The 23,992-nt window shown below is 72.2% G+C and carries 23 protein-coding genes; 17 read left to right on the top strand and 6 right to left on the bottom strand.

The genetic code is table 11. From position 1 onward, the window contains the following. Positions 1-51: 51 nt before the first annotated feature. The 8 genes from ACFY5C_RS22670 (at position 52) to ACFY5C_RS22635 (ending at position 7,867) form a co-directional block, all read left to right on the top strand. On the top strand, positions 52-456 hold the full coding sequence (locus ACFY5C_RS22670; RefSeq protein ID WP_389446863.1) for a hypothetical protein: 405 nt from the start codon (positions 52-54) through the stop codon (positions 454-456). Between the two features lie 76 nt (positions 457-532). Further along, the gene (locus ACFY5C_RS22665; RefSeq protein ID WP_389446862.1) at positions 533-1,111 is read left to right on the top strand and encodes a carbonic anhydrase; all 579 of its coding nucleotides are present in this window, start codon (positions 533-535) and stop codon (positions 1,109-1,111) included. Between the two features lie 5 nt (positions 1,112-1,116). After that, complete coding sequence (locus ACFY5C_RS22660) at positions 1,117-2,574, top strand: SulP family inorganic anion transporter (protein ID WP_389446861.1); 1,458 nt, start codon at positions 1,117-1,119, stop codon at positions 2,572-2,574. A 165-nt stretch (positions 2,575-2,739) separates the two neighbouring features. Continuing rightward, on the top strand, positions 2,740-3,711 hold the full coding sequence (locus ACFY5C_RS22655) for a slipin family protein (RefSeq protein WP_389446859.1): 972 nt from the start codon (positions 2,740-2,742) through the stop codon (positions 3,709-3,711). A 93-nt stretch (positions 3,712-3,804) separates the two neighbouring features. Continuing rightward, on the top strand, positions 3,805-5,172 hold the full coding sequence (locus ACFY5C_RS22650) for a PhoX family protein (protein ID WP_389446857.1): 1,368 nt from the start codon (positions 3,805-3,807) through the stop codon (positions 5,170-5,172). 60 nt (positions 5,173-5,232) lie between these two features. Next, the gene (locus ACFY5C_RS22645; RefSeq protein WP_389446855.1) at positions 5,233-6,711 is read left to right on the top strand and encodes a serine/threonine-protein kinase; all 1,479 of its coding nucleotides are present in this window, start codon (positions 5,233-5,235) and stop codon (positions 6,709-6,711) included. An 88-nt stretch (positions 6,712-6,799) separates the two neighbouring features. Continuing rightward, complete coding sequence (locus ACFY5C_RS22640; protein WP_389446853.1) at positions 6,800-7,657, top strand: polysaccharide deacetylase family protein; 858 nt, start codon at positions 6,800-6,802, stop codon at positions 7,655-7,657. A gap of 18 nt (positions 7,658-7,675) precedes the next feature. After that, the gene (locus ACFY5C_RS22635) at positions 7,676-7,867 is read left to right on the top strand and encodes a hypothetical protein (RefSeq protein ID WP_328422081.1); all 192 of its coding nucleotides are present in this window, start codon (positions 7,676-7,678) and stop codon (positions 7,865-7,867) included. Positions 7,868-7,894: 27 nt separating this feature from the next. Here ACFY5C_RS22635 and ACFY5C_RS22630 read toward each other — a convergent pair whose 3' ends face one another. Both ACFY5C_RS22630 and ACFY5C_RS22625 read right to left on the bottom strand, forming a co-directional pair. Continuing rightward, entirely contained in the window at positions 7,895-8,566 is a 672-nt protein-coding gene (locus ACFY5C_RS22630) for an ABC transporter (protein WP_389446851.1), read from the bottom strand. Beyond that, a complete protein-coding gene (locus tag ACFY5C_RS22625; protein WP_389446849.1) occupies positions 8,563-9,435 on the bottom strand; it encodes an ATP-binding cassette domain-containing protein in 873 nt (290 codons plus the stop codon). Before ACFY5C_RS22625 ends, ACFY5C_RS22630 begins: the two co-directional genes overlap by 4 nt. A gap of 106 nt (positions 9,436-9,541) precedes the next feature. Between ACFY5C_RS22625 and ACFY5C_RS22620 the strand changes: the two genes are divergently transcribed. The 6 genes from ACFY5C_RS22620 (at position 9,542) to ACFY5C_RS22595 (ending at position 16,612) form a co-directional block, all read left to right on the top strand. Further along, positions 9,542-10,258, top strand: a complete 717-nt coding sequence (locus ACFY5C_RS22620) for an aminoacyl-tRNA hydrolase (protein WP_389446847.1) — start codon at positions 9,542-9,544, stop codon at positions 10,256-10,258. 79 nt (positions 10,259-10,337) lie between these two features. Next, complete coding sequence (locus ACFY5C_RS22615) at positions 10,338-10,646, top strand: hypothetical protein (RefSeq protein ID WP_389446845.1); 309 nt, start codon at positions 10,338-10,340, stop codon at positions 10,644-10,646. A gap of 325 nt (positions 10,647-10,971) precedes the next feature. Further along, the gene (locus tag ACFY5C_RS22610; RefSeq protein ID WP_389446843.1) at positions 10,972-12,624 is read left to right on the top strand and encodes a DUF692 family multinuclear iron-containing protein; all 1,653 of its coding nucleotides are present in this window, start codon (positions 10,972-10,974) and stop codon (positions 12,622-12,624) included. A gap of 506 nt (positions 12,625-13,130) precedes the next feature. Continuing rightward, complete coding sequence (locus ACFY5C_RS22605) at positions 13,131-13,910, top strand: DUF4142 domain-containing protein (protein WP_389446842.1); 780 nt, start codon at positions 13,131-13,133, stop codon at positions 13,908-13,910. 102 nt (positions 13,911-14,012) lie between these two features. Next, the gene (locus tag ACFY5C_RS22600) at positions 14,013-14,807 is read left to right on the top strand and encodes a TIGR04222 domain-containing membrane protein (RefSeq protein WP_389446840.1); all 795 of its coding nucleotides are present in this window, start codon (positions 14,013-14,015) and stop codon (positions 14,805-14,807) included. Between the two features lie 137 nt (positions 14,808-14,944). Next, positions 14,945-16,612 (top strand): alpha/beta hydrolase, encoded by a 1,668-nt coding sequence (locus tag ACFY5C_RS22595; protein ID WP_389446838.1) that lies wholly within the window; start codon positions 14,945-14,947, stop codon positions 16,610-16,612. Here ACFY5C_RS22595 and hemQ read toward each other — a convergent pair whose 3' ends face one another. Continuing rightward, positions 16,613-17,344 carry a hydrogen peroxide-dependent heme synthase gene (gene hemQ / locus ACFY5C_RS22590; RefSeq protein WP_389446836.1) on the bottom strand — a complete coding sequence of 244 codons (732 nt, stop codon included), beginning with the start codon at positions 17,342-17,344 and terminating at the stop codon, positions 16,613-16,615. Positions 17,345-17,349: 5 nt separating this feature from the next. Continuing rightward, the gene (hemG, locus tag ACFY5C_RS22585) at positions 17,350-18,810 is read right to left on the bottom strand and encodes a protoporphyrinogen oxidase (protein ID WP_389446834.1); all 1,461 of its coding nucleotides are present in this window, start codon (positions 18,808-18,810) and stop codon (positions 17,350-17,352) included. Positions 18,811-18,971: 161 nt separating this feature from the next. Here hemG and ACFY5C_RS22580 point away from each other — a divergent pair, with 161 nt between their 5' ends. Both ACFY5C_RS22580 and ACFY5C_RS22575 read left to right on the top strand, forming a co-directional pair. Further along, positions 18,972-19,994 (top strand): DUF4349 domain-containing protein, encoded by a 1,023-nt coding sequence (locus ACFY5C_RS22580; protein ID WP_389446833.1) that lies wholly within the window; start codon positions 18,972-18,974, stop codon positions 19,992-19,994. A 27-nt stretch (positions 19,995-20,021) separates the two neighbouring features. Beyond that, positions 20,022-21,431, top strand: a complete 1,410-nt coding sequence (locus tag ACFY5C_RS22575; RefSeq protein ID WP_389446831.1) for an FAD-dependent oxidoreductase — start codon at positions 20,022-20,024, stop codon at positions 21,429-21,431. A 135-nt stretch (positions 21,432-21,566) separates the two neighbouring features. On the opposite strand, the gene ACFY5C_RS22570 is transcribed toward ACFY5C_RS22575, so the two are convergent. Beyond that, the gene (locus tag ACFY5C_RS22570; protein WP_362386788.1) at positions 21,567-21,905 is read right to left on the bottom strand and encodes a hypothetical protein; all 339 of its coding nucleotides are present in this window, start codon (positions 21,903-21,905) and stop codon (positions 21,567-21,569) included. Between the two features lie 125 nt (positions 21,906-22,030). Between ACFY5C_RS22570 and ACFY5C_RS22565 the strand changes: the two genes are divergently transcribed. Beyond that, positions 22,031-22,852 (top strand): rhomboid family intramembrane serine protease, encoded by an 822-nt coding sequence (locus ACFY5C_RS22565; protein WP_389446830.1) that lies wholly within the window; start codon positions 22,031-22,033, stop codon positions 22,850-22,852. A gap of 7 nt (positions 22,853-22,859) precedes the next feature. Here ACFY5C_RS22565 and hemE read toward each other — a convergent pair whose 3' ends face one another. After that, positions 22,860-23,915 (bottom strand): uroporphyrinogen decarboxylase, encoded by a 1,056-nt coding sequence (gene hemE / locus ACFY5C_RS22560; protein WP_389446828.1) that lies wholly within the window; start codon positions 23,913-23,915, stop codon positions 22,860-22,862. Positions 23,916-23,992 lie beyond the last annotated feature (77 nt).

Genomic DNA, 23,992 nt, shown 5'->3' with positions numbered 1-23,992 from the left:
TGACCAAGTGTTGGCACGTGCATGAGGCGTGGACTGAGTGGAGGGGGGCGCATGTTCCGAGGTACGACGGTCCGGACCCCGATTTCGATCCTCGCCGCGGTCCTGCTCGCCCTCCAGTTCTTCGCACCCGGCGCGGCCTTCGCACACGCATACACAGCGAGTCAGGCAGAGGCCAAGGCCCAACCCGGAACCAAGCTCTCCGGGAAGGCGCTGCGCGACGAAACCCTCACGTCACGCCACTGCGTCCCGTCCGGTGACGGGGACCCGACCGGTCCACTGCGCACCCGTGACCAGCTGCGCTTCGCCGACTCCGGGCCGCAGGCGCCCGACCGACCGTTGCTCGCCCGGGACTCCGCGTCCGCGCACCAGCCGGCCGAAGCCGGCGCCGCGCACGAGCGCACGTCGAGATCCTCGACGTCCCACACTCCGGCGGGGCTTCAGATCTTCCGCTGCTGAGCAGCAGTAGCAGTCCCCCCACCCCTGTCATGTAAACCCCGACGCGCCACTGAGGCGCGCCAGGAGGAGTCACCACATGCAGCCCCTCATCGACAACGCCCGTATGTTCGGACAGCGCCCTGAGGAGTTCGCCAGGCTCGCCGAAGGGCAGTCTCCGCAGGTCCTGTTCATCACCTGCTCCGATTCCCGGGTCGTACCGGCCCTGATCACGGGCGCCCGCCCCGGCGAGCTCTTCGAGCTGCGCACCGCGGGCAACATCGTCCCGCCGTATGCCTCCGAGCACCCCACCAGCGAGGCGGCCACCATCGAGTACGCCGTGGAGGTCCTCGGCGTCAGCGACATCGTGGTCTGCGGCCACTCCCACTGCGGTGCCGTCGGCGCACTCGTGCGCGGCGACGACCTGGATGCCGTACCGGCCGTGCGCGACTGGCTCTCGCAGGCCACCCCGCGCCCGACCGGCGCCGCCGAGGACCCGGAGGTCGCCGAAGGCGTCCAGGCCCATGTGCTGACGCAGTTGCTGCGGCTGCGCTCGTACCCGTTCATCGAGGAGAAGCTGAAGGAGCGTCAACTCACCTTGCACGCCTGGTACTACGAGGTGCACAAGGGCGCCGTGCGCGCCCACAGCAACGAGACCGACGCGTTCGAGGCGCTGTGACCGCCATGATGACCAAATTCCCCCACCTGCGGCAGGACTTCGCCGCCTCGCTGGTCGTCTTCCTGGTCGCGCTGCCGCTGTGTGTCGGCGTGGCCGTCGCCTCCGGAGTGCCGGCCGAGCTCGGGCTCGTCACCGGCATCGTGGGCGGCATCGTCACCGGCCTGATGCGCGGCAGCAGCCTTCAGGTCTCCGGACCCGCCGCCGGTCTGACCGTGCTGGTCTTCGAGGCCGTCCAAAAGTTCGGGCTGCCGGTCCTCGGTGTGCTGGTGCTCGCCACCGGCGCGCTCCAGCTCCTCATGGGCGCCCTGCGGCTGGGGCGCTGGTTCCGGGCCATCTCGGTCTCCGTCGTCGAGGGCATGCTGGCCGGAATCGGCCTTGTGCTCATCGCCGGACAGCTCTACTCGGTCGCGGACGCCAAGGCGCCCGCCTCCGGCCTGGAGAAAATAGCCGGGCTGCCCGGCACGCTCGCCGACGCTCTCGGCGACACCGGGGCACTGGCCTCGATCGGTCTGGGCGCCGGCACCATCGCCGTCCTGGTGCTGTGGAAGCGGCTGCCGGCCAAGGTGCGCACGATCCCCGGTCCGCTCGCCGCGGTCGGCCTGGCGACGCTGGTCGCTGCCGTGTTCTCCCTGCCCGTCGCCACCGTCGAGGTCAAGGGCCTGCTGGGCTCCATCCAGCCGCCGTCCCTGACGGCCTTCGGTGAGCTTGCGAATGTCGGCGTGCTCGCCACTCTCGTCGCCTTCACGCTCATCGCGTCGGCCGAGTCGCTGTTCAGCGCCGCGGCCGTGGACCGGCTGCACGACGGGCCGCGCACCGAGTACGACAAGGAGCTGATGGCGCAGGGCGCGGGCAACGCGGTCTGCGGCGCCCTCGGCGCGCTGCCGATGACCGCGGTCATCGTGCGCAGCTCCGCCAACGTCCAGGCGGGCGCCAAGACGAAGGCGTCGCGTGTCATGCACGGCGTGTGGCTGCTGCTGTTCGCGGCGCTGCTGCCCGCCACGCTGGCACTGATCCCGATCCCCGCGCTGGCGGGCATCCTGGTCCACGCGGGCTTCAAGCTGATCCCCTTCCGCGGGATCGTCTCCCTGTGGCGGGGGCACCGGGGCGAGGCGCTGATCCTCGTGGTCACCGCCCTCTCGATCGTCATGGTGAACATGTTCGAGGGCGTGCTGATCGGTCTGGCCCTGTCGGTCGCCAAGACCGCCTGGGAGGCCTCGCACGTGAAGCTGGAGGTCATCGACAAGGGCGCCGGACCGATCCAGGCGTACCTGTCGGGCAACGCGACCTTCCTCAGGCTGCCGAAGATCCTCGACAGCCTGGAGGCCCTGCCGCAGGACCGCCCGGTCGAGCTGGACCTGTCCGGACTGCACCACCTCGACCACGCCTGCCGTACGGCCCTGGAGAGCTGGGCCGAGCGCCACAGTGCGGCAGGCACGGATCCGGTACGGGTCACGGCGCCCTGACCGGCGTACGACTCCGGGTGGCGTGTGCCCCCTGGTGAGGTGTGACCCCAGGCCCGGTGTCCGGTCCGGGGCCGTCCATGGCCCCGGACCGGACACCGGGCATATCGTTGCAGGACATACCCTTACAGGAGCGTACGGATCGGACCTCTCGGCGAGGAGGTCGCCATGGTCGAGGAACTGCTGGGTGCGGCCGCGGGTGTCGCAGCGGTGGGGCTGGTGTATGTCGCGGCTGCCGCGCGGGTCGTCAAGCAGTACGAGCGCGGGGTGATCCTGCGGCTCGGGCGGCTGCGGGGCGCCGTACGCGAGCCGGGGTTCACGCTGATCCTCCCTGCCGTGGACCGGCTCCACAAGGTCAACATGCAGATCGTGACGATGCCCGTGCCCGCCCAGGAGGGCATCACCCGCGACAACGTGACCGTGCGGGTCGACGCGGTCGTGTACTTCCAGGTCGTGGACGCGGCGGCCGCGATCATCAACGTCGAGGACTACCGCTTCGCCGTCTCCCAGATGGCGCAGACCTCGCTGCGCTCGATCATCGGCAAGAGCGATCTCGACGACCTGCTGTCCAACCGCGAGAAGCTCAACCAAGGCCTGGAGCTGATGCTCGACAGTCCGGCGATCGGCTGGGGCGTGCAGATCGACCGCGTCGAGATCAAGGACGTGTCCCTGCCGGAGTCGATGAAGCGGTCCATGGCCCGCCAGGCCGAGGCCGACCGGGAGCGGCGGGCCCGGGTCATCAACGCCGACGCCGAACTCCAGGCATCCAAGAAGCTGGCCGAGGCCGCGCACCAGATGGCCGACGCGCCCTCCGCCCTCCAACTGCGGCTGCTGCAGACGGTGATGGCCGTGGCGGCGGAGAAGAACTCCACTCTGGTGCTGCCGATCCCGGTGGAATTGCTGCGGTTCCTGGAGCGCGGCGCACAGCCACCGCAGGACCACACGAGCCGGGCGACCACTGAGCCGGCTGCCACCACCGAGTCGGCCGCACTTGCCGAGTCGGCCGCCGGCGAGTCGGCCGCCGTCACCGATCCGGCCGCCGTTGCCGATCCGGCCGCCATCGAGGAATTCCTGGAACCTCCAGCCGAACTTCCGGCCGAACCTCCTGCCGACCCCCCTGGGCAACCGCCACTGAAGTGACACACGCTACGCGCGTGGTTCACGCGACTGGCGCCAGGTGATAGACACGGCGGAATCAAAGTTCCTGTCCGCCAGCAGGAAGGTTTCCTCACCATGTCCGCAACACGACGTCAGGTCCTCGCCCGCTCCGGCGCCCTGGGTATCGGCATCACGTTCGCCGGGTCCCTGTCGGAGCTCTTCGCAGGCACCGCCGCCGCGCAGAACCTCGGTGACACCGGATACGGACCCCTGGTCCCCGACCCCAAGGGCCTGCTCGACCTGCCGGAAGGCTTCCGCTACCGGGTCCTGTCCCGCGAGGGCGACCAACTCCGCTCCGGCGAGGGTCCGGTCCCCTCCAACCACGACGGCATGACAGCGCTGGCCGGCTCCCGCGGTCGCGTCCACCTGGTCCGCAACCACGAGAACCGCAACACGGCGGCCGTCCCCGTCCCTACGGTCCCCGGCCTCACCTACGACCCGGAAGGCAAGGGCGGCTGTACGGCCCTGACCCTGGACTCCCGCAACCGCGTCCTGTCCGAGCGCGTCGCCATCGCCGGTACGGCCGTCAACTGCGCGGGCGGGCCCACCCCTTGGGGCACCTGGCTGACCTGCGAGGAGACCGAGGACAAGGCCGGCACCAACGGCTACACCAAGGACCACGGCTTCATCTTCGAGGTCGACCCGGCGAACCCGCACCGCTCCGGCGCCGTCCCGCTGACCGCGATGGGCCGCTTCCAGCACGAGGCGATCGCGGTGGACCCACGGCGCGGCATCGTCTACGAGACCGAGGACGCCTTCGAGCGCCCCTTCGGCCTCTTCTACCGCTTCCTGCCGCACACCCCGCACGGCGGCCTCGGCTCCCTGCGCGCGGGCGGCCGGCTCCAGGCGATGCGTGTCCCGGGCGTACCCGACCTCTCCTCGATCCAGGAGACGGGCGCGAGCTTCGAGAACATCGAGTGGGTCGACGTACCGGATCCCCTCGCCGCGCAAACCCCCATCCGCCACCAGGACTTCGGCCCGAAGGGCATCACCCACGCGCAGAAGCTGGAGGGCTGCTACTGGGGCGGCCGCTGCGTTTACTTCGTCTCCTCCTTCGCCCGCAGCGCGGAGGGCTCGGCGGCAGACCACTACGGCCAGATCTGGCGCTACGACCCCACCGAGCGCCGCCTCACCCTCGTGATCGTCTTCGGCCCCGACACCGACCTCCAACTCCCGGGTGAGTCCCCGGACAACATCTGCCTCGCCCCCAGCGGCGGCCTGATGGTGTGCGAGGACGGCAACGGCGCCCAGCACGTGTTCGGCGTGACGCGGCGCGGGGAGGTGTACGCGATGGCGCGCAACGCACAGAACCTGGGCACGCCGCAGGAGCCCGAGTGGGGCGAGTTCGCCGGGGTCACCTTCGCGCCGGACGGCGAGACGATGTACGTCAACTGCTACACGCCGGGGACGACGTTCGCGGTGACGGGCCCCTGGCGCAGGTAGCGCCCCGTCCCCCGAACGAGTGGAGGCCGCCTCTCCGGAACGTCCTCTAACCTGTGCGGCATGAACGCACCGGGGGATCTCGTCGACGGCCGTTTCGAGCTGGTGGAGCGGCTGGGCAGCGGAGGGATGGGCACCGTGTGGCGGGCTCGCGACACGGTGCTGCACCGCGAGGTCGCGCTCAAGGCGGTCCGGTCCGACGCGGACACGGTCGGCGTGGTGCGCGAGCGGGTGCTGCGGGAGGCGCGGGCGCTGGCCCGGCTGAGCCACCCCCATGTGGTCACCGTCCACCAGATCGTGGCCGCCGAGCCGCATCCCTGGATCGTCATGGAGCTGGTGCCGGGCGTCTCGCTCCAACGGCGCCTGGACGACGGCCCGTTGACTCCGGTCGAGGCGGCCCGCGTCGGCCGTCAGGTGCTCGCCGCGCTGCGGGCCGCGCACACGGCGGGCATCCAGCACCGGGACGTCAAGCCCGCCAACATCCTCCTGCGCCCCGACGGCGACGCCGTCCTCACCGACTTCGGCATCGCAGCCCTGCAGGGCACGACGGCCCTCACGGCGACCGGCGAACTCGTCGGTTCGCCCGAGTACATGGCCCCCGAGCGGATCCGGGGCCGCGACGACGACCCCGCCGCCGACCTCTGGTCGCTGGGCGTGGTGCTGTACGTGTGCGTGGAGGGCGTCAGCCCCCTGCGCCGCCCCACCACACTGGCCACCCTGGCCGCCGTACTCGACGAGCCGCTCCCGCCACCGACCCGCTCGGGCTCGCTGACTCCGGTGCTCGACGCCCTGCTGGTTAGGGACCCGGCGGCGCGCCCGGACGCCGCCCGGCTGGACGCGATGCTGGCGCAGGTGGAGGCGGGTACGACTCCGTACTGGGCCCAGCCGACGCTGACCGCCGCCGCCCCGCCCGCGCCCGCGACGCCGACGCAGCTCGACACTCCCCGGCCCACGGTTCCGCAGCGGATGCCCAAGCCCCGACGCAGGCGCCCCCTCGTGGTGGCCGCGACCGCGGGGCTCGCGATCGCCACCGCGGCGGCTCTCGTCCTGCTCGCCCTGCGCCCCGGCGACCCGGGCGACGACAAGACCCGCGCCACCACGAACGCTCCGGCCACCACGTCCGCCCCCACCCCGGCGAAACAACAGCCGACGCCTTCGCCCACCACGAAGTCGCCCACTCCCACTCCCCCCACCACACCCGCCACAACCGACGGCCGCTGGATCGCCCAGCTCCACTCCGAACCCCTCAGCGCAGGCACCGCGGCCCGGGACAAGCGGCTCGCCACCGTCCGCCAGTCGGTGCCGGAGGCGGCCGTCCTGCGCAGCGACGAGTACGCCTCCCTGCGCCCCGGCTACTGGGTGATCTACGCCCCCGGCCCCTTCACCGACGGCCGCGCCGCCCTGACCTTCTGCGCCGAGCGCGGCCGAACCTCGGTGAGCACCTGCATGGGCCGCTACCTGAGCACCGACGCGGGCGACTACAGCCTCCAGTGCCGCCCTCCGGCCGCCGCGCCGACGGGCTCCTGCTCACGCCCCGACTGAGCCGACCGGGCCCGCCGGGTGGGTGACACGGGCTCGGCACACCCATCGGCGTACCAAGGAAGTCGTTTTATCCTCATATCTTCATGCGGTGATCAGATCCGTACGCCGCGTCACCGCCCTCTGCGGCCTGGGCGCGGCGCTCAGCGCGCTCGCCGCGTGTGCGCCGCACGAGGCGACCAGGGCTCCCCTGCCGGCACCCAGCGCCACCGCCGACGTCTCCCCCATGGCCGGGCCGCCGACCCTCGCCCCCGGTCCCGCCGGTCTGACGCCCGTCTTCGAGCATGGCCCACGCAGCCGGGACAAGGCCGTCGCGCTCACCTTCGACGCCGACATGACCGCGGACCAGGGGCCCAGAGCGGCACGCGGGGAACGGTTCGACAATCCGGGGCTGGTCGCTGCGCTGCGGGAGTTGAAGGTGCCGGCGACCGTCTTCATGACGGGGCGTTGGGCCGAGGAGTATCCCGGGCAGGCCCGGGCCATCGGACGGAATCCGCTGTTCGAGGTCGCCAACCACTCGTACAGCCACTACGCGTTCACCGAGGACTGCTACGGACTGCCGACGATCGGCGCGGAGCGGATGCGGGTGGACGTGGAGCGGGCGTACACGGCGTTACGGAAGGTGGGCGTCCGTGACGCGATGCCGTACTTCCGGTTTCCCGGCGGCTGCTACGACCGGCGCGCCCTGAAGGCGATCGGCCCGGTCGGTGTCACCGCCGTGCAGTGGGACGTGGTGAGCGGGGACGCGTTCGCGACGGACGCCCGTGCCGTCGCCCAAGAGGTGCTGGACGGGGTGCGGGCGGGGTCCGTGGTCGTCATGCACTGCACGCTCAGTGCCGCTCCGACGACCGAGCGGGTGGTCCGCAGCGTCGTACCGGAGCTGCGCGAAAGGGGCTTTCGGTTCGTGAAGGTGTCCGAGCTGATCGGGGCGGCCGGCCGGCGGGCCTGATACTCGTACGCTGGACGTATGAGCGAGGAACAGGCCACGACCGACTACTGCCTGATCGACGCGACCAGGCCGCCCAAGGCCGACGGGCCGCCGTACGCCGAGTGCGTGCTGTGCCGGGAGCCGACGGAGTACCCGGAGTCGTACAAGGGGATCACGCTCTGCCCGGTCTGTGAGTGGCAGGAGGCGCAGCGCACCGCCTGTTCAGGCTGACGCCGGCCGTTCAGGCCGGCCCCGTCCTCAGGGGGACCTGCGGGACGTCAGCGCGCAGGCCACGGCGATCGCCGCCGCCGTGAGCAGGGCGGCCGCCGCCAACGGCAGCAGGGGCATGGGGACCGTCCCCGAGCGGGAGCCGGTGACCAGCCCGCTGACCGCCGCCTGCGCCGGGGAGCCGGTCACCACCACCGACAGCAGCGCCGCGAGCAGCATCGTGGGGACCGCGCGTCCGGTGGAGCGCAGCAACGGCCAGGTGGTGAGGGCGCCGACGGCCGTGCCGAGCAGGGCGCAGGCCAGCATGGCGAGCAGCCCGGCCGCGCCCGCCGCAAGCCGCGGCACACGCGTCTGGTGATCCGCGCTCACCGGGTCGCTGATCAGCGTCACGACGACGGTCGCTACCGTGCCCAGAACCGCCGCCGCGGTCAGCGCGACCAGCAGCGCGGCGAGGTGAGCCCGCCCGGGCCCGACCGCCGCCGACACGCAACTGCGGGCGGCGGGCGGCTCGTTGGTGACGCAGATCCGCACCAGCCAGGCGGCGACGGGCAGCAGGGCCGCGGCCGTGTAGCCGAGCGAGTCGAGCACCGGCTGCCCGCCCGACACACCGACCCCGAGGAACACGGCGTACAGGATGAACGGCGGCAGCCAGCGCTGTGAGCGGGCAAGCAGGGCGGTCTCGTAGCTGAGAAGGGCGGTCATCGGCGGCTCTCGGTCTCGGGGGTCGTCTCCTGTCGCACGCTCACCACATGCCAGGGCGGGCGGGCCGTCAGCAGGGCGCGCAGGAGGACGTCCGAATGGGACGCGGGGACGGTAAGGCAGTGGGTGCCGGGCGTGGGCTCCTCGGCGGATATCACCGTGCGGGGCGCGTCGTCGGGGAGCTGTCCGCCCCGCGGGCCCTGCACGACGACGGTCACGTGCGGGCCGGCGGCTTCCGAGGGCGCCTCTTCGGTACGCAGGTCGAGGCCCGCGTCCCGCACGGTGTACGTGGCGTCGGGCGCTCCCGCCAGGCGGCTCGGGTCGTGGTCCACGAAGACCACGGCGGTGCCACCCGCGGTGCGCTCGGCGACGGCCCGCTCCAGTTCCGCGCGGGCGTCGGCGTCGAGGCCGGTCCACGCCTCGTCCAGGACGAGCAGCTCCGGTTCGGCGAGGAATGCCTGTACGACGGCGACCTTCTGGCTGCTGCCCTTCGACAGCTGCGCCATCGGTGTACGGGCGTACGAGGCGGCGCCGAAGCGCTCGAGCCACTCCAGGGCGGCCCGGGTGGCCGCGGCACGGGAGAGGCCGTGCACCTTGCCGAGATGGGTGAGGTAGCCGACGGCGGTGAAGGGGAGGGCCGTGGGGAAGCGTTCGGGAACGTAGGCGGTGCGGGGGCGGCCGGTGATCCGGCCCTCGGTCGGGGCGTCGATGCCGGCCAGGAGCCGGAGGAGGGTGGATTTGCCGGTGCCGTTCGGTCCTTCGACGCGGATGAGGGTGCCGGGTGGGACGGTGAGGTGGACACCGCGTAAGACCCATGGGCCACGTAGGCCGTAGCGGCGGCCCACGTTGTCCAGACGAAGATCACGTTGCATGGAGGACATCCTGTCCCATGGCCCGTGCGGCCGAGTCGGGGCTGATCCCGCCCATGCAGGCGGACCTGCAAAATCGGCACGGTCCCGCGCCCCTTAGGGTGTTGCCGTGAGCCAAGATCCGACGCAAACCGGCGACAGTCCCTTCCGGTCAGAGCCCAGTGCTCGCGATGACGCTCCGCAGTTCGTCCTGCCGCTCGTCGTGCGGATCGAGCGAGACGCTCCACCCGCTCGCACCGACGCCCTCGAAACCTCCGCCCGCGCCGTCCTGGTGATCCTCGACGACGAGCGCTCCGTCGGCGACGGCGAGTGGGCCGAAGCCATGCGGGACTGGCAGGACGCCCGGATCCGGAAGGTCGTGCGGCGGGCCCGCGGCGCCGAGTGGCGGCGAGCGGAGGGGCTCCCGGGCATCACCGTCACCGGCAAGTCGGCCGAGGTGCGGGTCTTCCCGCCCGTGCCCTTGGACGGGTGGCCCAAGGAACTGGCGAAACTGCAGGTCTCCGGCACCGACCTCGACGATCCGGAGCCGCCCGTGCCCGCCGACCCGTCGGCGCCCGTGCTCTGGCTGAACCCCGAGCTCGACATGTCGGCCGGCAAGGCGATGGCGCAGACCGGTCACGCGGCGCAACTCGCCTGGTGGGAGCTGTCGGACGAGGAGCGGGCCGCCTGGCGCGACGCGGGGTTCCCGCTGGCCGTACGGACCGCGGATCCGGGGCGCTGGCCCGAGCTGACGACCAGGGGGCTGCCGTTGGTGCGCGACGCGGGGTTCACGGAGATCGCACCCGGGTCGTGCACGGTGGTCGCCGACCATCCGGCGTTGCGGTAGGACTCGGGGCGTTCCTGGAAGCGATCGCCTGCTGCGCGCCGGGGCGACCGGATCGGTGTCCGGACGGCGGGGAGAGGCCATGGCGGAGTACTTGGTGCCGCTGGAGCTGATCGGGGACCGGTGGGTGATCGGGGACCGGTGGGTGATCGGGGACCGGTGGGTGACCGGGGACCCGACGCGCAGGGAGGGCCTGAGCGTCGTGCTGACGCCCGAGGGCCTCGATCACTGCCGGCGCGGCGAGACGGCGCCGCTGCTCGCCGTCCCGTGGTCGCCGTTCCCGGAGCTGCGGGCTCGAGTCGCTTTCCGCAGGTGGCGCACCACGCCCTTCGCAGGCTTCGCCGGAGGGTTCGCACCGGCGCCGGCCTGGGCCGCTCCGGCTGCTCCCTGAACGACATCGTGCGCCATCCCTATGACCTGTGGAAGGTGCGGATACACCCATCACGAGCGCACCCACCTTCCGCCGGTCGTTCACCGGCTCCCAGATTGGGTCTCCGGGCGTTTGAACGTCGTCGGCCCAGGGCGCGTACGACCTTGCACAGGCCGTTCGCGTGGTGCGGTCAGCGGGACGCGGGTCCCGGCCGCCCAACCTCAAATGTTGCTCTGAAGGTGTCGGCCGAGGGGTTCGAGCCGGTCCTGGGGGGCCATACCCCCGTCACATCCGGCACGTCCGAGGAGACGGGACAGCGGGTACGGAAGAGGCCGAGGAGGGGACGATGGAGCGACTGGGTACGGGAATCGGGTGGCGTCCGGAGATCGCGGACGCCGTGGAGCGCATGCCGGGCATCGACTGGGTCGAGGCCGTCGCCGAGAACGTCTGCCCCGGACACCTTCCGCAGTCCCTGGTACGGCTGCGGGAGCGCGGCGTGACCGTGATCCCGCACGGCGTCTCGCTCGGTCTCGGCGGTGCGGAGCGGCCCGACGCCGAGCGGCTGGCCGCGCTCGCCGAGCGGGTGGAGGCGTTGCGGGCGCCGCTGGTCACCGAGCACATCGCGTTCGTACGGGCGGGAGGGCCGCTGACGGCGTCGCCGCGCCTGGAGGCGGGGCATCTCCTGCCGGTACCCCGGACCCGGGACGCCCTCGACGTGCTGTGCGAGAACGTCCGTATCGCGCAGGACGCCCTGCCCGTGCCGCTCGCCGTGGAGAACATCGCGGCCCTCATCTCGTGGCCGGGCGAGGAGATGACGGAGGGGCAGTTCCTGTACGAGCTGGCCGACCGTACGGGGGTACGGCTGCTCATCGACGTGGCCAACCTCCACACCAACCACGTCAACCGGGGCGAGGACCCCGCCAAGGCCCTCGCCGAACTTCCGCTGGAGGCCATCGCGTACGTCCATGTGGCGGGCGGCTTCGAACGCGACGGCGTCTGGCACGACAGCCACGCCCACCCCGTCCCTCAGCCTGTCCTCGACATCCTGACCGACCTCGCCTCCCGCGTGACCCCGCCGGGGGTTCTGCTGGAGCGCGACGAGAACTTCCCGGAACCGGGGGAACTGGAGGGGGAGCTGGGGGCGATTCGGGGGGCGTTGGCGAGGGGGGCGGCGGAGAAGGAGGCAGCGGAGAAGGGGGCAGGGCTGGGGAGCCTGGCGTCCGCGGAGCGGGGGACCTGGGCGCAGGGGCCGCGGGAGACGCCGCGCGCGACCGAGGCGCCTCGCGAGATGCCGAGCCGGGACGGGGAGTCCCCGGCTGAAGCCGCCTCGGACGCGGGGAGCTTGGCGGGGGCCTCGCCCGAGGCGGCGCTGGACGCGCGCGCGGGCGAGCCGGAGGCCGCCGCAGGGACGGCGCCGGGGGACCTGGTTTCCGCCGAGAGGGCCCGCTCCGATTCCACTCCGCCGAAGACACAGCCCGCCGGCACCGCCCACCCGGCGGAGACGGCCGTCGGCACGCCTACCCGCCACGGAGAAACGGCGCCGGGCCGGGCAGCAGGGGCGGTGCGGGTCGAGGCTGTCACCGACCCCGCCCGTCAGCGGCTCGCCCTCGCGCAGGCCGCGCTGCTGTCCGCGCTCGTCGCCGGGACGCCGGTGCCGGAGGGGTTCGACCGGGTGCGGCTCGGCGTGCAGGCCCGGGCGCTCGCCGGTAAACGGGCGGACGTCGTGGCGAAGGTCGCGCCCGAGCTGCAGGTGATTCTCGGGAACACATATCGACGGGCCTTCCTCGGCTACAGCCACGGGCACCCGATGACCGACGGCTACCGGCGTGATGCGCTGGACTTCGCCGGGTGCCTGCTGGCCGAGGGCCGACTGGAAGACGCCCGGATCCGGGCGGAGTTGCAGGAGTGGTGGCTGGAGCGCTCGGGACCGACGCCGCGGTCGCGACGGCCGGGGGTACGGCTGGCCCGGGCCACGCGACGCGTCCTGCTGCGACGCTGAGCGGATACGCCGACGGGCGCGCTGCACACAGGAGCGGGCCGCGGGCTACGACGCCGCAAGCGACGCGAACGCGGCGGCCGCCCCAGTGGATGCCCGGCGGCGCCATGCAGTGCCCGGCACAACGGATGGCACCGGCGCCGACTCCCCCCACGATCCGCTCCACGCGCGCAGTTACCGCGCTGAACAGGCGATGCGACCCGACGCGCGAGCGGCGTGAGTTCGCGGCGGCCGTACCGGGTGCCGAGTGACACGTGCCGTGTGTGGTTCAGCGGAACGTGCCGGCGGCCTCCCAGTGTGCCGCGGCTAACATCCGACCCCGCGCACCGCCGGGAACTCCGTTTCACCACCTTTCGCCGCCGTATGGCCCTCATCTCCCCTCCCCATTCGCCCGCAACCACCCCTGTTGCAACCATTCGCCCCCGTACGACAGTTGGCGTAGGCGCCGAAGTAATATGCCAACCCACCCCCGAAGCGCACTAACGTGCGGTGCCGCACCAGGAGGCACCATGCGATCGCGACCCCGCATCAACGGCCGAGGCATCTTCAGCGGCACCGGGCTCATCATCACCGGCCTGACCGCGACGCTGTTGGCGATGATCTTCCCGATCTGGTCGTACGCCGACCGGTCCGGGACCGGGCTCGACGTGCTCAATGCCGAGACCGTCTCGACCGGCTACGGGCCGTTGTCCGCGCTGGACCGCGACTTCATCACGAAGGTCCGGCTGGCCGGGCTGTGGGAGCTGCCCGCCGGTGAGCAGGCGCAGCAGAAGGGCACGACCCCGGCCGTGCGGACCGCCGGTCAGCACCTCATCGAGGGGCACACATTCCTCGACGAGCGGGTGCGCGACGTCGCCGCCAAGCTCAGCCTCGCGCTGCCGAACGAGCCCACCGAGCAGCAGCAGGAGTGGCTGGACACCCTGAGCACGGCCCAGAGCGTGGAGTACGACCGGCAGTTCGCGAACATCCTGCGCCTGGCGCACGGCAAGGTGTTCTCCGTCGTCGCCCAGGTGCGGGCCGGCACCCGCAACTCCCTCGTCCGCAAGCTCGCCGACGACGCCAACACCACGGTGCTGGACCACATCACGGTCCTGGAGGCGACCGGCTACGTCGACTACGACGCCGTGGCCCGGGACCTGGTCGCCGACAGCACCCCTCCGCTGACGCCCTCCCCCGCCCCGCCCGGGCCGACCGAAGACCCCGCTCCGGCCGTCCCGATGAGCCCGCCCCCGTCACCCACGTACACGCTGCCGCCTGCCGCGACCAGCCCCCGCCCGCAAAGGACCTGACGCCCTCCACGCCCGATCCGGAACGTCACATCCCGGCAACTCTCGGTCCGTATTGTGAACAAGGCATGGCGTTTCACCGGGCCTTTGGCATAGAAACGCGGCATGTTCTGGGTCCTTCTCCTGCTGCTCGCCTGGGCCGTCGCCGGCACAGCCTGCACGCGCCTGTGCCTGGCCGCCGTACACGCCGCGGCCTCGGACGCGAAAGAGGCGACCGCGGGCCAGGGGCACGATCTGACGCTGTACGAGGCCGCGTTCCTGTCCGGCGGACCGCGGCGGGTCGCCGATCTGACCCTCGTCTCCATGGCGCGACAGCGACGCCTGCTGCTCGCACACACCGGCTGGGCGACGGTCGTCGATCCGCGCGGCCGGGACGAGATGGAGCGCTCGGTGATAGGGGCCATCGGGCCGGAGGGCCAGTCCCGGATCGCGCCGGTGCGGGACGCCGCGGCCGCCGCCGACGCCGTCGGCAGCCTCGCCGACCGGCTGGTCAGCGCGGGCCTCGCCGTACCCGACGGGGCGCGCAGCGGGATCACGGCCGCGATCCGGCAGGTGCAGCTCGCCGCGGCGGCCGTACTGGCGCTGGGCGCGGTGGCCCTGCTGGCGCCGGACCGGTCGGACATGCCGGCCCATCTGATCGCGCTCTGGTTCGCTCTCCCCTTCGTGCTCACCCTCAGCTGCCTCACCATCGCCCGGATCGAGATCCACCCGTACGCGCAATGGGCCTCCCCGGCCGGACAGCGGCTGCTGAGCGCCCTGGTCCGGCACTCCCGGGGCGGGGACGACCGTACGTACCTCACCTCCGTAGCCCTGCGGGGCGTGCGCGCGATCGGCGAGCCGGACCTGCGCGCGGCCTTCGCGCACCGCGAGCCGCACCACGCGTTCCACCGGCACGACTGACACCCGCGAGCGACGGCCCATGGGCTCGGTGACGCATAGGGGGCATTGAGGCCGACACCGGCCGGGTGGTGCTTGCCTTCATCAACAGACGAACGAAATATCCCTTTTGTTGCTGCCGTGCACCGAAGGGATACGCCATGAGAGCTGCCGCCCTCTACTCGGTCGCCGGGGCTCTGCTCCTGACGACCCTCTCCGCCGCTCCGGCCGGCAGCACCGGGGCCGCCCCGGGCACGGCCGAGCAGCACGGCACGACGGTGGCCGCCGCGCGCGCCGAAAAGGCCGGCATCACCTTCGGCAACTGCCCCAAGCAGCAGGATCTGCCGGGCAAGATGCAGTGCGGCACGGTGTCCGTCCCGCTCGACTACGCCCGTCCGGACGGCAAGCAGATCAAGCTCGCCGTCAGCCGGGTGCGGGCCACGCACAAGGACCCCAACAACAGCAAGCGCCGGGTGCCGGGGCAGGGCGCGCTGGTCTACAACCCGGGCGGGCCGGGCGCCTCCGGGCTGCACTTCCCGCTGATCGGCCTGCTGCCGGCGTGGAAGCGGCTGGCGGCGGCGTACGACCTGGTCGGCTACGCCCCGCGCGGGGTGTCGCCGTCCGCGCCGCTGTCCTGCCAGGACCCCAAGCACTCCGTCAAGGGACCGGTGCAGACGCCGACGCACCCTTCGGAGTCGTACAAGAAGGAGCGCATCGCCCGGGCGAAGGCGTATGCGCGTGGCTGCGCGCAGCGCACGGGCAGCGCGCTGCAGCACTACAACTCCCTCAACAACGCCCGTGACCTGGACGTCCTGCGGGCCGCGCTGGGCGAGCCGAAGCTGACGTTCATGGGGGCGTCGTACGGCACCTACTTCGGTGCGGTGTACGCCACGCTCTTTCCCTCGCACGTGCGGCGGATGGTGTTCGACTCGGCGGTGAATCCGGACCCCGCCCAGATCTGGTACCGCAGCAACCTCGCCCAGTCGGCCGCGTTCGAGGAGAGGTGGGCGGACTTCCGGGAGTGGGTCGCCGAGCACGACGACGTGTACGGCCTCGGAGCCACGTCCGACGAGGTGCTGCGCAGCTACGAGAAGGTACGGGCCCGGCTGACCGAGGAGCCGGCGGGCGGGAAGGTCGGCACCGGGCAGCTGCAGGAGGCGTTCCTGCAGGCCGGGTACTACGACGACTACTGGCCGTCGCGGGCGAAGGCGCTGTCGGCGTATCTGAAGGGCGACCCGAAGCCGCTGGTGGAGCTGGCCGCGCCGGCGACGGAGGCCGCTGCCGCGGACGAGAACTCGAGCGCGGTCTACACGGCCGTGGAGTGCAACGACGCGCCCTGGCCGACGGACTGGGCGGTCTGGGACCGGGACAACACGCGGCTCGCGCGCGTGGCGCCGTTCGAGACCTGGGACAACGCGTGGATGAACCTGCCGTGTGCCTACTGGCAGGCGCCCCGGCAGGAGCCGCTCGATGTGCGGACCGGGCGGGGTGAGTTGCCGCCGATCCTGATCCTGGCCGCCGAGCGGGATGCCGCCACGCCGTACGACGGGGCGCTGGAGATGCACCGGCGGCTGTCGGGCTCAGTGCTGGTGACCGAGCGGGACGCCGGAACGCACGGCATCGCGTACGGCCCGAACGCCTGCGTCAACGGTCACGTCGACGCCTACCTGCTGGAGGGCCGCCTCCCGGCCCGGCGCGCGGCGTGCGAGGGGCACCCCGAGCCCAAGCCGGAGCGCCCGGGCGAGAGCAAGGCGAAGAAGCTGAGGCAGCACACCGCGACGAAGCCGGGCGGCCGGCCTCAGCAGGCCACCGCCCGGCTCCCGCACTGATCAGGCGAGCCCGGCCACCAGCTCGGCCACGCTCTTGCGGCGGCCCGTGTAGAACGGCACCTCTTCGCGGACGTGCATGCGGGCCTCCGAGGCGCGCAGGTGGCGCATGAGGTCGACGATGCGGTACAGCTCGTCGGCCTCGAAGGCCAGGATCCACTCGTAGTCGCCCAGCGAGAACGAGGCGACGGTGTTGGCGCGCACGTCCGGGTAGCCGCGGGCCATCTTGCCGTGGTCGGCGAGCATGCGGCGGCGGTCCTCGTCGGGCAGCAGGTACCAGTCGTAGGAGCGCACGAAGGGGTAGACGCTGACGTAGTCACGGGGCGTCTCGTCGGCGAGGAAGGCCGGGATGTGCGAGCGGTTGAACTCGGCGGGGCGGTGCAGCGCCATGTTCGACCAGACCGGCTCCAGGGCGCGGCCCAGCCTGGTGCGGCGGAAGAGGTTGTACGCCTCCTGGAGCTGGTCGCTGGTCTCGGCGTGCCACCAGATCATGACGTCGGCGTCGGCGCGCAGCCCGGAGAGGTCGTAGGTGCCGCGGATCGTCACGTCCTTGGCGGCGAGCTGGTCGAACAGCTCCTGGACCTCGTCGGCGTAGCCCGCGCGGTCCTCGGGGAGGACGTCCTTCAGCTTGAAGACGGACCAGAGGGTGTAGCGGATGACCTCGTTGAGGTCCTTGGCCAGCTTGCCCTTGTTCGGGATCCTGCCGGACTCGGTGGTGGAGGCGTCGTCACTCATGTCCCTTATTCTCCCGCTCCGCCGTGCAGACTCTGCACCGGGTTGGCGATGAGGTCCTCGACACCGCTCAGATCGCCGTCGAGCTGGTCCACGGCGGCGTACGCGCTCGCGATGCACGCGGGGATGCCCACCCCGTCGTACTGAGCGCCGCACACCGCCAGGCCCGGCACCTTGGCGACGTGCTCGCGGACGCGGGCCACGCGTGCGTGGTGGCCGACCGGGTACTGCGGCAGGCCGTCGGTCCAGCGGGTGACGCGGGTTTCCAGAGGGGTGGCGTCGAGGCCGGTCGCCGCCCGGAGGTCCCGGCGGGAGACGTCGACGAGGTGGTCGTCGTCGCGCTGCAGGATCTCCGTCTCGCCGTACCGTCCGACGGAAGTGCGCAGCACGACCGTGTCCGGGTTCTCGTCGGCGATCCAGCCCCACTTCTGGGAGGCGAACGTCGACGCCTTGATGGTGCGCCCGTCGACCGGCGGCACGAGGAAGCCGCTGCCCGCCGGGAGGTCGGTGTCGCCGCGGCGGTAGGCGAGGGTGACCAGGGCCATGGAGGCGTATTCGATGCCGTCCAGCTCGGCGGCCGCCTCGGGGACCTCGGCGCGCAGGAGGCCGGCGGCGGCCGGCGCGGGTACGGCGACGACGACCGCGTCGGCGTGCAGCACACGGTCACCGGCGACGACACGCCACCCGTCGGTCGCCTCCCGGCGCAGCTCCGTCACCGGTGCCCCGGTCACGATCTCGCCGCCTCGCGCGCGCACCGACTCCGCGACGGCGAGCGGGAGTTGGCCCACGCCGCCCTCGATGCCCATGAACACCGGCCCGGTCTGCCGGCCGGCGGCGGCCTTGGCCTGGATCTCGCGGACGCCCTCGGTGAGGGAGTCATGCGTCTTCGCCGCCTGGTAGAGCTGCGGGACCGCCGAGCGCATCGAGATGCGGTACGCGTCGCCCGCGTACACGCCGCCCAGCAGGGGCTCGACCAGGCGGTCGACGACCTCGCGGCCGAGGCGTGCCGCCACGTACTCGCCGACCGCCACGTCGTCCCCGACCTCGGTGCGGGGCAGGTCGGCGTCGCGCTCGATGCGGGCCAGCCCCTCGTCGGACAGGACGCCGGTCAGGGCGGCGGCGGTGCCGGGGACGCCCATCACATGGCCCTTGGGCATGGGGCGCAGGGCGCCACGGGTCCAGATCGAGGCCGTCGCGGTGGCGGGCGGCTGGAGGCGGTCGGCGAGGCCCACCTCGCGGGCGAGGGCGACCGCCTCCGGGCGGCGGGCCAGCATCGACTCGGCGCCGAAGTCCACGCGCGCACCGGCGATCGTGCCGGGCAGCAGCTTTCCGCCGACCCGGTCCGACGCCTCCAGGACGGTCACCCGCCTGCCGTCGGCCAGCAGCCGGTGGGCGGCCGCCAGACCGGCGATCCCGCCGCCGATGACGACGACCTGGCCCGCACCTCTACGAGTCTCCGTTTCGCGCATGTCCCCAGCCTCTCAGACCCCACTGACAGCCCGTTCGCGCCCCGGTGTCCCGTACGAGTCCCGACCGTGACCGCATCGGGACCGTTTCCCGCCAACGTTCTGCCGGGCCCCGGCGTCGAAGGAGCGTCAGTCACCACGACAACCCTCGGGGGTACGCCCACATGCGCGCACGACGAGCCGCACGATCCGCACCATCCGTACGACCGGTTCAGGTCCTGACCGGCCTCCTGCTGGCCGCCGCTCTCGCGCTCACCGGCTGCAGCGGCACGGGCGACTCGGGGTCCGACAGCCGCGCCGCCGGGGGCGAGGCCGCCAAGGAGGACCTCCAGGCGAGCGCGGACGCGGGCGCCCCGGGCAGCGGCTCCGGCGCGGACCGGGCGACCGCGCCGCCCAAGGCCACGGCGAGCCACATCATCCGTACGGCCTCACTGACCGTGCAGGTCAAGGACGTACCGAAGGCCCTCGACGAGGCCCGCGCCACCACCGAGAACGCGGGTGGCTATGTCGGCAACGAGACGACCACCAGCGACGGGAAGGGCCACGAGCGCACCCGCGTCGTCCTGCGCGTGCCCGTCGACGAGTACGCCGAGGTCCTCGCCGATCTGGAGGGCGCGGGCAAGCTGATCGAGCGCAGCGCCAAGGCGCAGGACGTCACCGACCAGGTCGTGGACGTGGAGAGCCGCATCACGTCCCAGCGGGCCAGCGTGGCCCGCATCCGCGAGCTGATGGACCGGGCGACCAAGCTCAGCGACGTGGTCACGCTGGAGGGCGAGCTGAGCTCGCGCCAGGCCGACCTCGAGGCGCTGCTGGCCCAGCAGGCGTCCCTGAAGGACCGCACCAGCCTGGCCACGATCACCCTCTCCCTGTCGGAGACGCCGGTGAAGAAGGCGGCCCCGAAGGACGAGGACCCCGGCTTCCTGGACGCGCTCGCGGGCGGCTGGGGCGCGTTCGTGACGATGCTGCGCTGGCTCGCGGTCGCGTTCGGCGCCGTGCTGCCGTTCGCCGCGGTGGCGGCACTGATCGTGTTGCTGTGGCTGAAGGTCCTGCGGCCCCGGATGCCCCGCCGCCCGGCCACCGCGCCCACGACGACCGCCCTGGGTCCGCTGCCGACGGCCCGCCCGGCACCCGAGCGCACGCGCGCGGGGGACGGGCGTGGCGCCGAACAGGGCGGCGAGCGGGACTGAAATGCCCGGCGCTCGTAGCGTGTTCGCATGAACATGAGCGCTGCGAGTGGTGGGTCGGGAACGCGAGAACGACTGGTCGTCATCGGAGGCGACGCCGCGGGGATGTCCGCGGCGTCGCAGGCGCGGCGCCTGAAGAGCGCCGAGGAGCTGGAGATCGTGGCGTTCGAACGCGGCCACTTCACCTCCTTCTCGGCCTGCGGCATCCCGTACTGGGTGGGCGGCGATGTCCCCGAACGCGACCAGTTGATCGCCCGTACGGCCGAGGAGCACCGCGCGCGGGACATCGACCTGCGGATGCGGACGGAGGTCACGGAGATCGACGTGGCCGGCGGCCGGGTACGCGCGCGTGACGTCGATTCCGGCGCGGAGTCCTGGACGTCGTACGACAAACTCGTGATCGCGACCGGCGCCCGCCCGATCCGCCCCGACATGCCGGGCGCCGAGGCTCCCGGGGTGCACGGCGTGCAGACCCTCGACGACGGCCAGGCCCTGATCGACACGCTGGAACGCACACGTGGCCGGCGCGCGGTGGTCGTCGGCGCCGGTTACATCGGTGTCGAGATGGCCGAGGCGCTCATCAACCGCGGCTACGAGGTCACGGTCGTCAACCGTGGCAGCGAACCCATGTCCACGCTCGATGCGGACATGGGCCGTCTGGTGCGCGAGGCCATGGAGGGTCTGGGCATCACCATGGTCAACGACTCCGAGGTCACCAAGATCCTCACCGGCGAGGACGGCCGGGTCCGGGCCGTGGCCACGCAGGACGCCGAATACCCGGCGGACGTGGTCGTCCTCGGCATCGGCGTCCGCCCCGAGACGACGCTCGCGCGGGCCGCCGGCCTCCCCCTCGGCGACCACGGGGGCCTTCTGACCGACCTCGCCATGCGTGTGCGCGGGCACGAGAACATCTGGGCGGGCGGCGACTGCGTGGAGGTCCTCGACCTGGTCGTCGGCCGGGAGCGCCACATCGCCCTCGGCACCCACGCCAACAAGCACGGCCAGGTCATCGGCACGAACGCCGCCGGCGGCTACGCCACGTTCCCCGGCGTCGTCGGCACGGCCGTCAGCAAGGTCTGCGACCTGGAGATCGCCCGCACGGGGCTGCGCGAGAAGGACGCCCGCAGGGCGGGCCTTCAGTTCGTCACGGCCACGATCGAATCGACGAGCCGCGCGGGCTACTACCCGAACACCTCGCTGATGACGGTCAAGATGCTCGCCGAGCGACGCACGGGCCGCCTCCTGGGCGTCCAGATCGTCGGCCGGGAGGGCGCGGGCAAACGGGTCGACATCGCGGCGGTGGCCCTGACGGCCGGCATGACGGTGGAACAGATGGTGTCCCTGGACCTGGGATACGCGCCCCCGTTCTCGCCGGTTTGGGACCCGGTGCTGGTGGCAGCCCGCAAGGCGGTAAAGGCGGTGAACGCCGGACCCTCATGAGGGACGGCGCGGCCAACCCCACAGGGGCGCGGGGCTGTATCGATATGCGGCTCCGCCGCGTGGGCGCGACCAGCCACAGACTGCGCGCAGCCCGCAGCGCGCCGACACCCGTACGGCGCTACCCGAACAAAGCCGCTACGCGCTCCCGTTGATCCGCTCAATGGCCTGCCGAGCCTGCTCAGCCGGCGGCCTCGACGGCAACGAAGAAACAGACGCACTCACACTGGGCGGCATGGCCGCGGCGGCAGCGGGCTGCTCCCCCGCCGGCTTCGCATGCGCGGCCCCCGGCCGAACCGACCGCAACCGATGGCTGACGGCCTCGTCCAGCGTCACCGGCCGCTGCATCTGCGAAGCAAGCCGTCCCGCCTCCTGCCCCAGCCGAGCCACGTCTTCCCACGGCAGCCGCACCACCACCGCGATCTCGGCCTCCCCGTCGGGCAACGCGTGAATCGGAGGAGTAACTCGGTCGTTCATCGCCTGTTCCTCACGTAGACCCCGCGACCCGCCTTCCCCGTGCCGCGGGCGGTTGCCGAGTCATACGCGCGCGGGGACGGCCCCGTTCACCGGTTCGCGGCACACATCCGGGGCAGATACACCTCGTGGTCATCCCCGTCCATGACGTGAACCCGGTGCGCCGCACCCCCTGGGTGACATACGCACTGATCGCCGCCAGCGTCCTCGTCTTCCTGTCCACGCCCGGCACGGCCGGCGCCGTGGCCGGCGAGAGCAACCTGTCCCAGCTGTGCCATCTGCACGCGTTCCTGGACCAGTACGCGGCGGTGCCGAGGGAGTTGATCCACGGTCAGCTGCCGGGAGTGGTGCCGACCGGTGAGGTCGCCGTCGGCCCGCGGGGCCCGGGTTGTGTGATCGGCCCGCCCGGCTACGACAAGTCCCCGGTGCTGTCGGTCTTCACGGCGATGTTCCTGCACGGCGGCTGGCTGCACCTGCTGGGCAACATGCTGTTCCTGCTGATCTTCGGCAACAACATCGAGGACCGCATGGGCCACGTGCGGTACTTGCTCTTCTACGTCGTCTGCGGATACGCGGCGTCGTACGGCTTCGCCCTGCTCAACGACGACTCCGCCGAACCGCTGATCGGCGCCTCCGGGGCCATCGCGGGCGTGCTGGGCGCCTACCTGGTGCTGTATCCGAAAGCCAGAGTGTGGGTCCTCGTGCCGTTCCTGATCTTCCTGCCGCTACGGCTGCCCGCCTGGCTGGTGCTCGGGTTCTGGTTCGTGCTGCAGGCGGTGTACTCCAACGGCGAGGGCGTCTCCGACGCGGGAACCGTGGCCTACGCGGCGCACATCGTCGGCTTCCTGGCCGGCATGGCGCTCGCCTGGCCGCTCAAGCCGGGCACCCCACCGCCGCCGGAGCCGCGCGGCCTGCTGTTCGGCAGGAGAGCGCGGCCCCACACGTGGTGAGCGCCCGCTAGCGAGCCGTCTGCGTGTGGACGTACTCGACGAGGCGGGTCAGCGCGTCCGGGTCCGTGGACGGCATGACGCCGTGGCCGAGGTTGAAGACGTGGCCCTCCAGGCCGGCGGCCGTGTCGAGGACCTCGCGGGTCTTGGCCTCGACGGCGTCGGTCCCGGCGAACAGGACGGTCGGGTCGAGGTTGCCCTGGAGCGCCTTGCCGGGTCCGACGCGGCGGGCGGCCTCGTCGAGCGGGACGCGCCAGTCGACGCCGACGACGTCCGCGCCGGCCTCGCCCAGGAGCTTGAGCAGCTCACCGGTGCCGACACCGAAGTGGATGCGCGGGACGCCGTAGGACTCGACGGCCTTGAAGACCTTCGAGGAGGCGGGCATCACCGAGCGCAGATAGTCGGCGGGGGCGAGCGCTCCGGCCCACGAGTCGAACAGCTGGACCGCGGAGGCGCCGGCCTCGATCTGCACCTTGAGGAAGGCGGCCGTGATGTCCGCGAGGCGATCGAGCAGGTCGGCCCAGAGCTCCGGGTCGCCGTACATCATCGCCTTGGCGTTCTCGTACGTGCGGGACGGACCGCCCTCGACGAGGTAACTCGCAAGGGTGAAAGGCGCGCCGGCGAATCCGATGAGCGGAGTGGCCCCGAGCTCGCGGGTGAGCAGGCCGATGGCCTCGGTGACGTAGGAGACGTCCTCGGGGGTGAGGTCGCGCAGTTGGGCCAGGTCGGCACGAGTGCGGATGGGGCGCTCGACGACCGGGCCGACGCCGGGCTTGATGTCGAGGTCGACACCGATGGCCTTGAGGGGCACGACGATGTCGCTGAAGTAGATCGCCGCGTCCACGTTGTGCCTGCGTACGGGCTGCAGGGTGATCTCGGTGACCAGCTCCGGCCGCATGCAGGACTCGAGCATCCCGATGCCCTCGCGGACCTTGCGGTACTCCGGCAGGGAGCGCCCGGCCTGCCGCATGAACCACACGGGCGTGTGCGGCACGGGCTCGCGCCTGCACGCCTTGAGGAAGGCGGAGTCGTACGTGGCGGTCGGCGGCGTCTGGTTGGCACTCACGGGGGCAAGTCTCGCACGGCCGCAACAGGCCCGGCGCTGGGGTTGCCGTGTTGTCCGGGTGTCCCTCCCTGCACGAA

Origin of the sequence: Streptomyces sp. NPDC012935, assembly GCF_042900345.1 — a bacterium.
In the GTDB taxonomy this organism is placed as follows: Bacteria; Actinomycetota; Actinomycetes; order Streptomycetales; family Streptomycetaceae; genus Streptomyces.
This window is presented reverse-complemented; position numbering and strand designations above follow the sequence as displayed.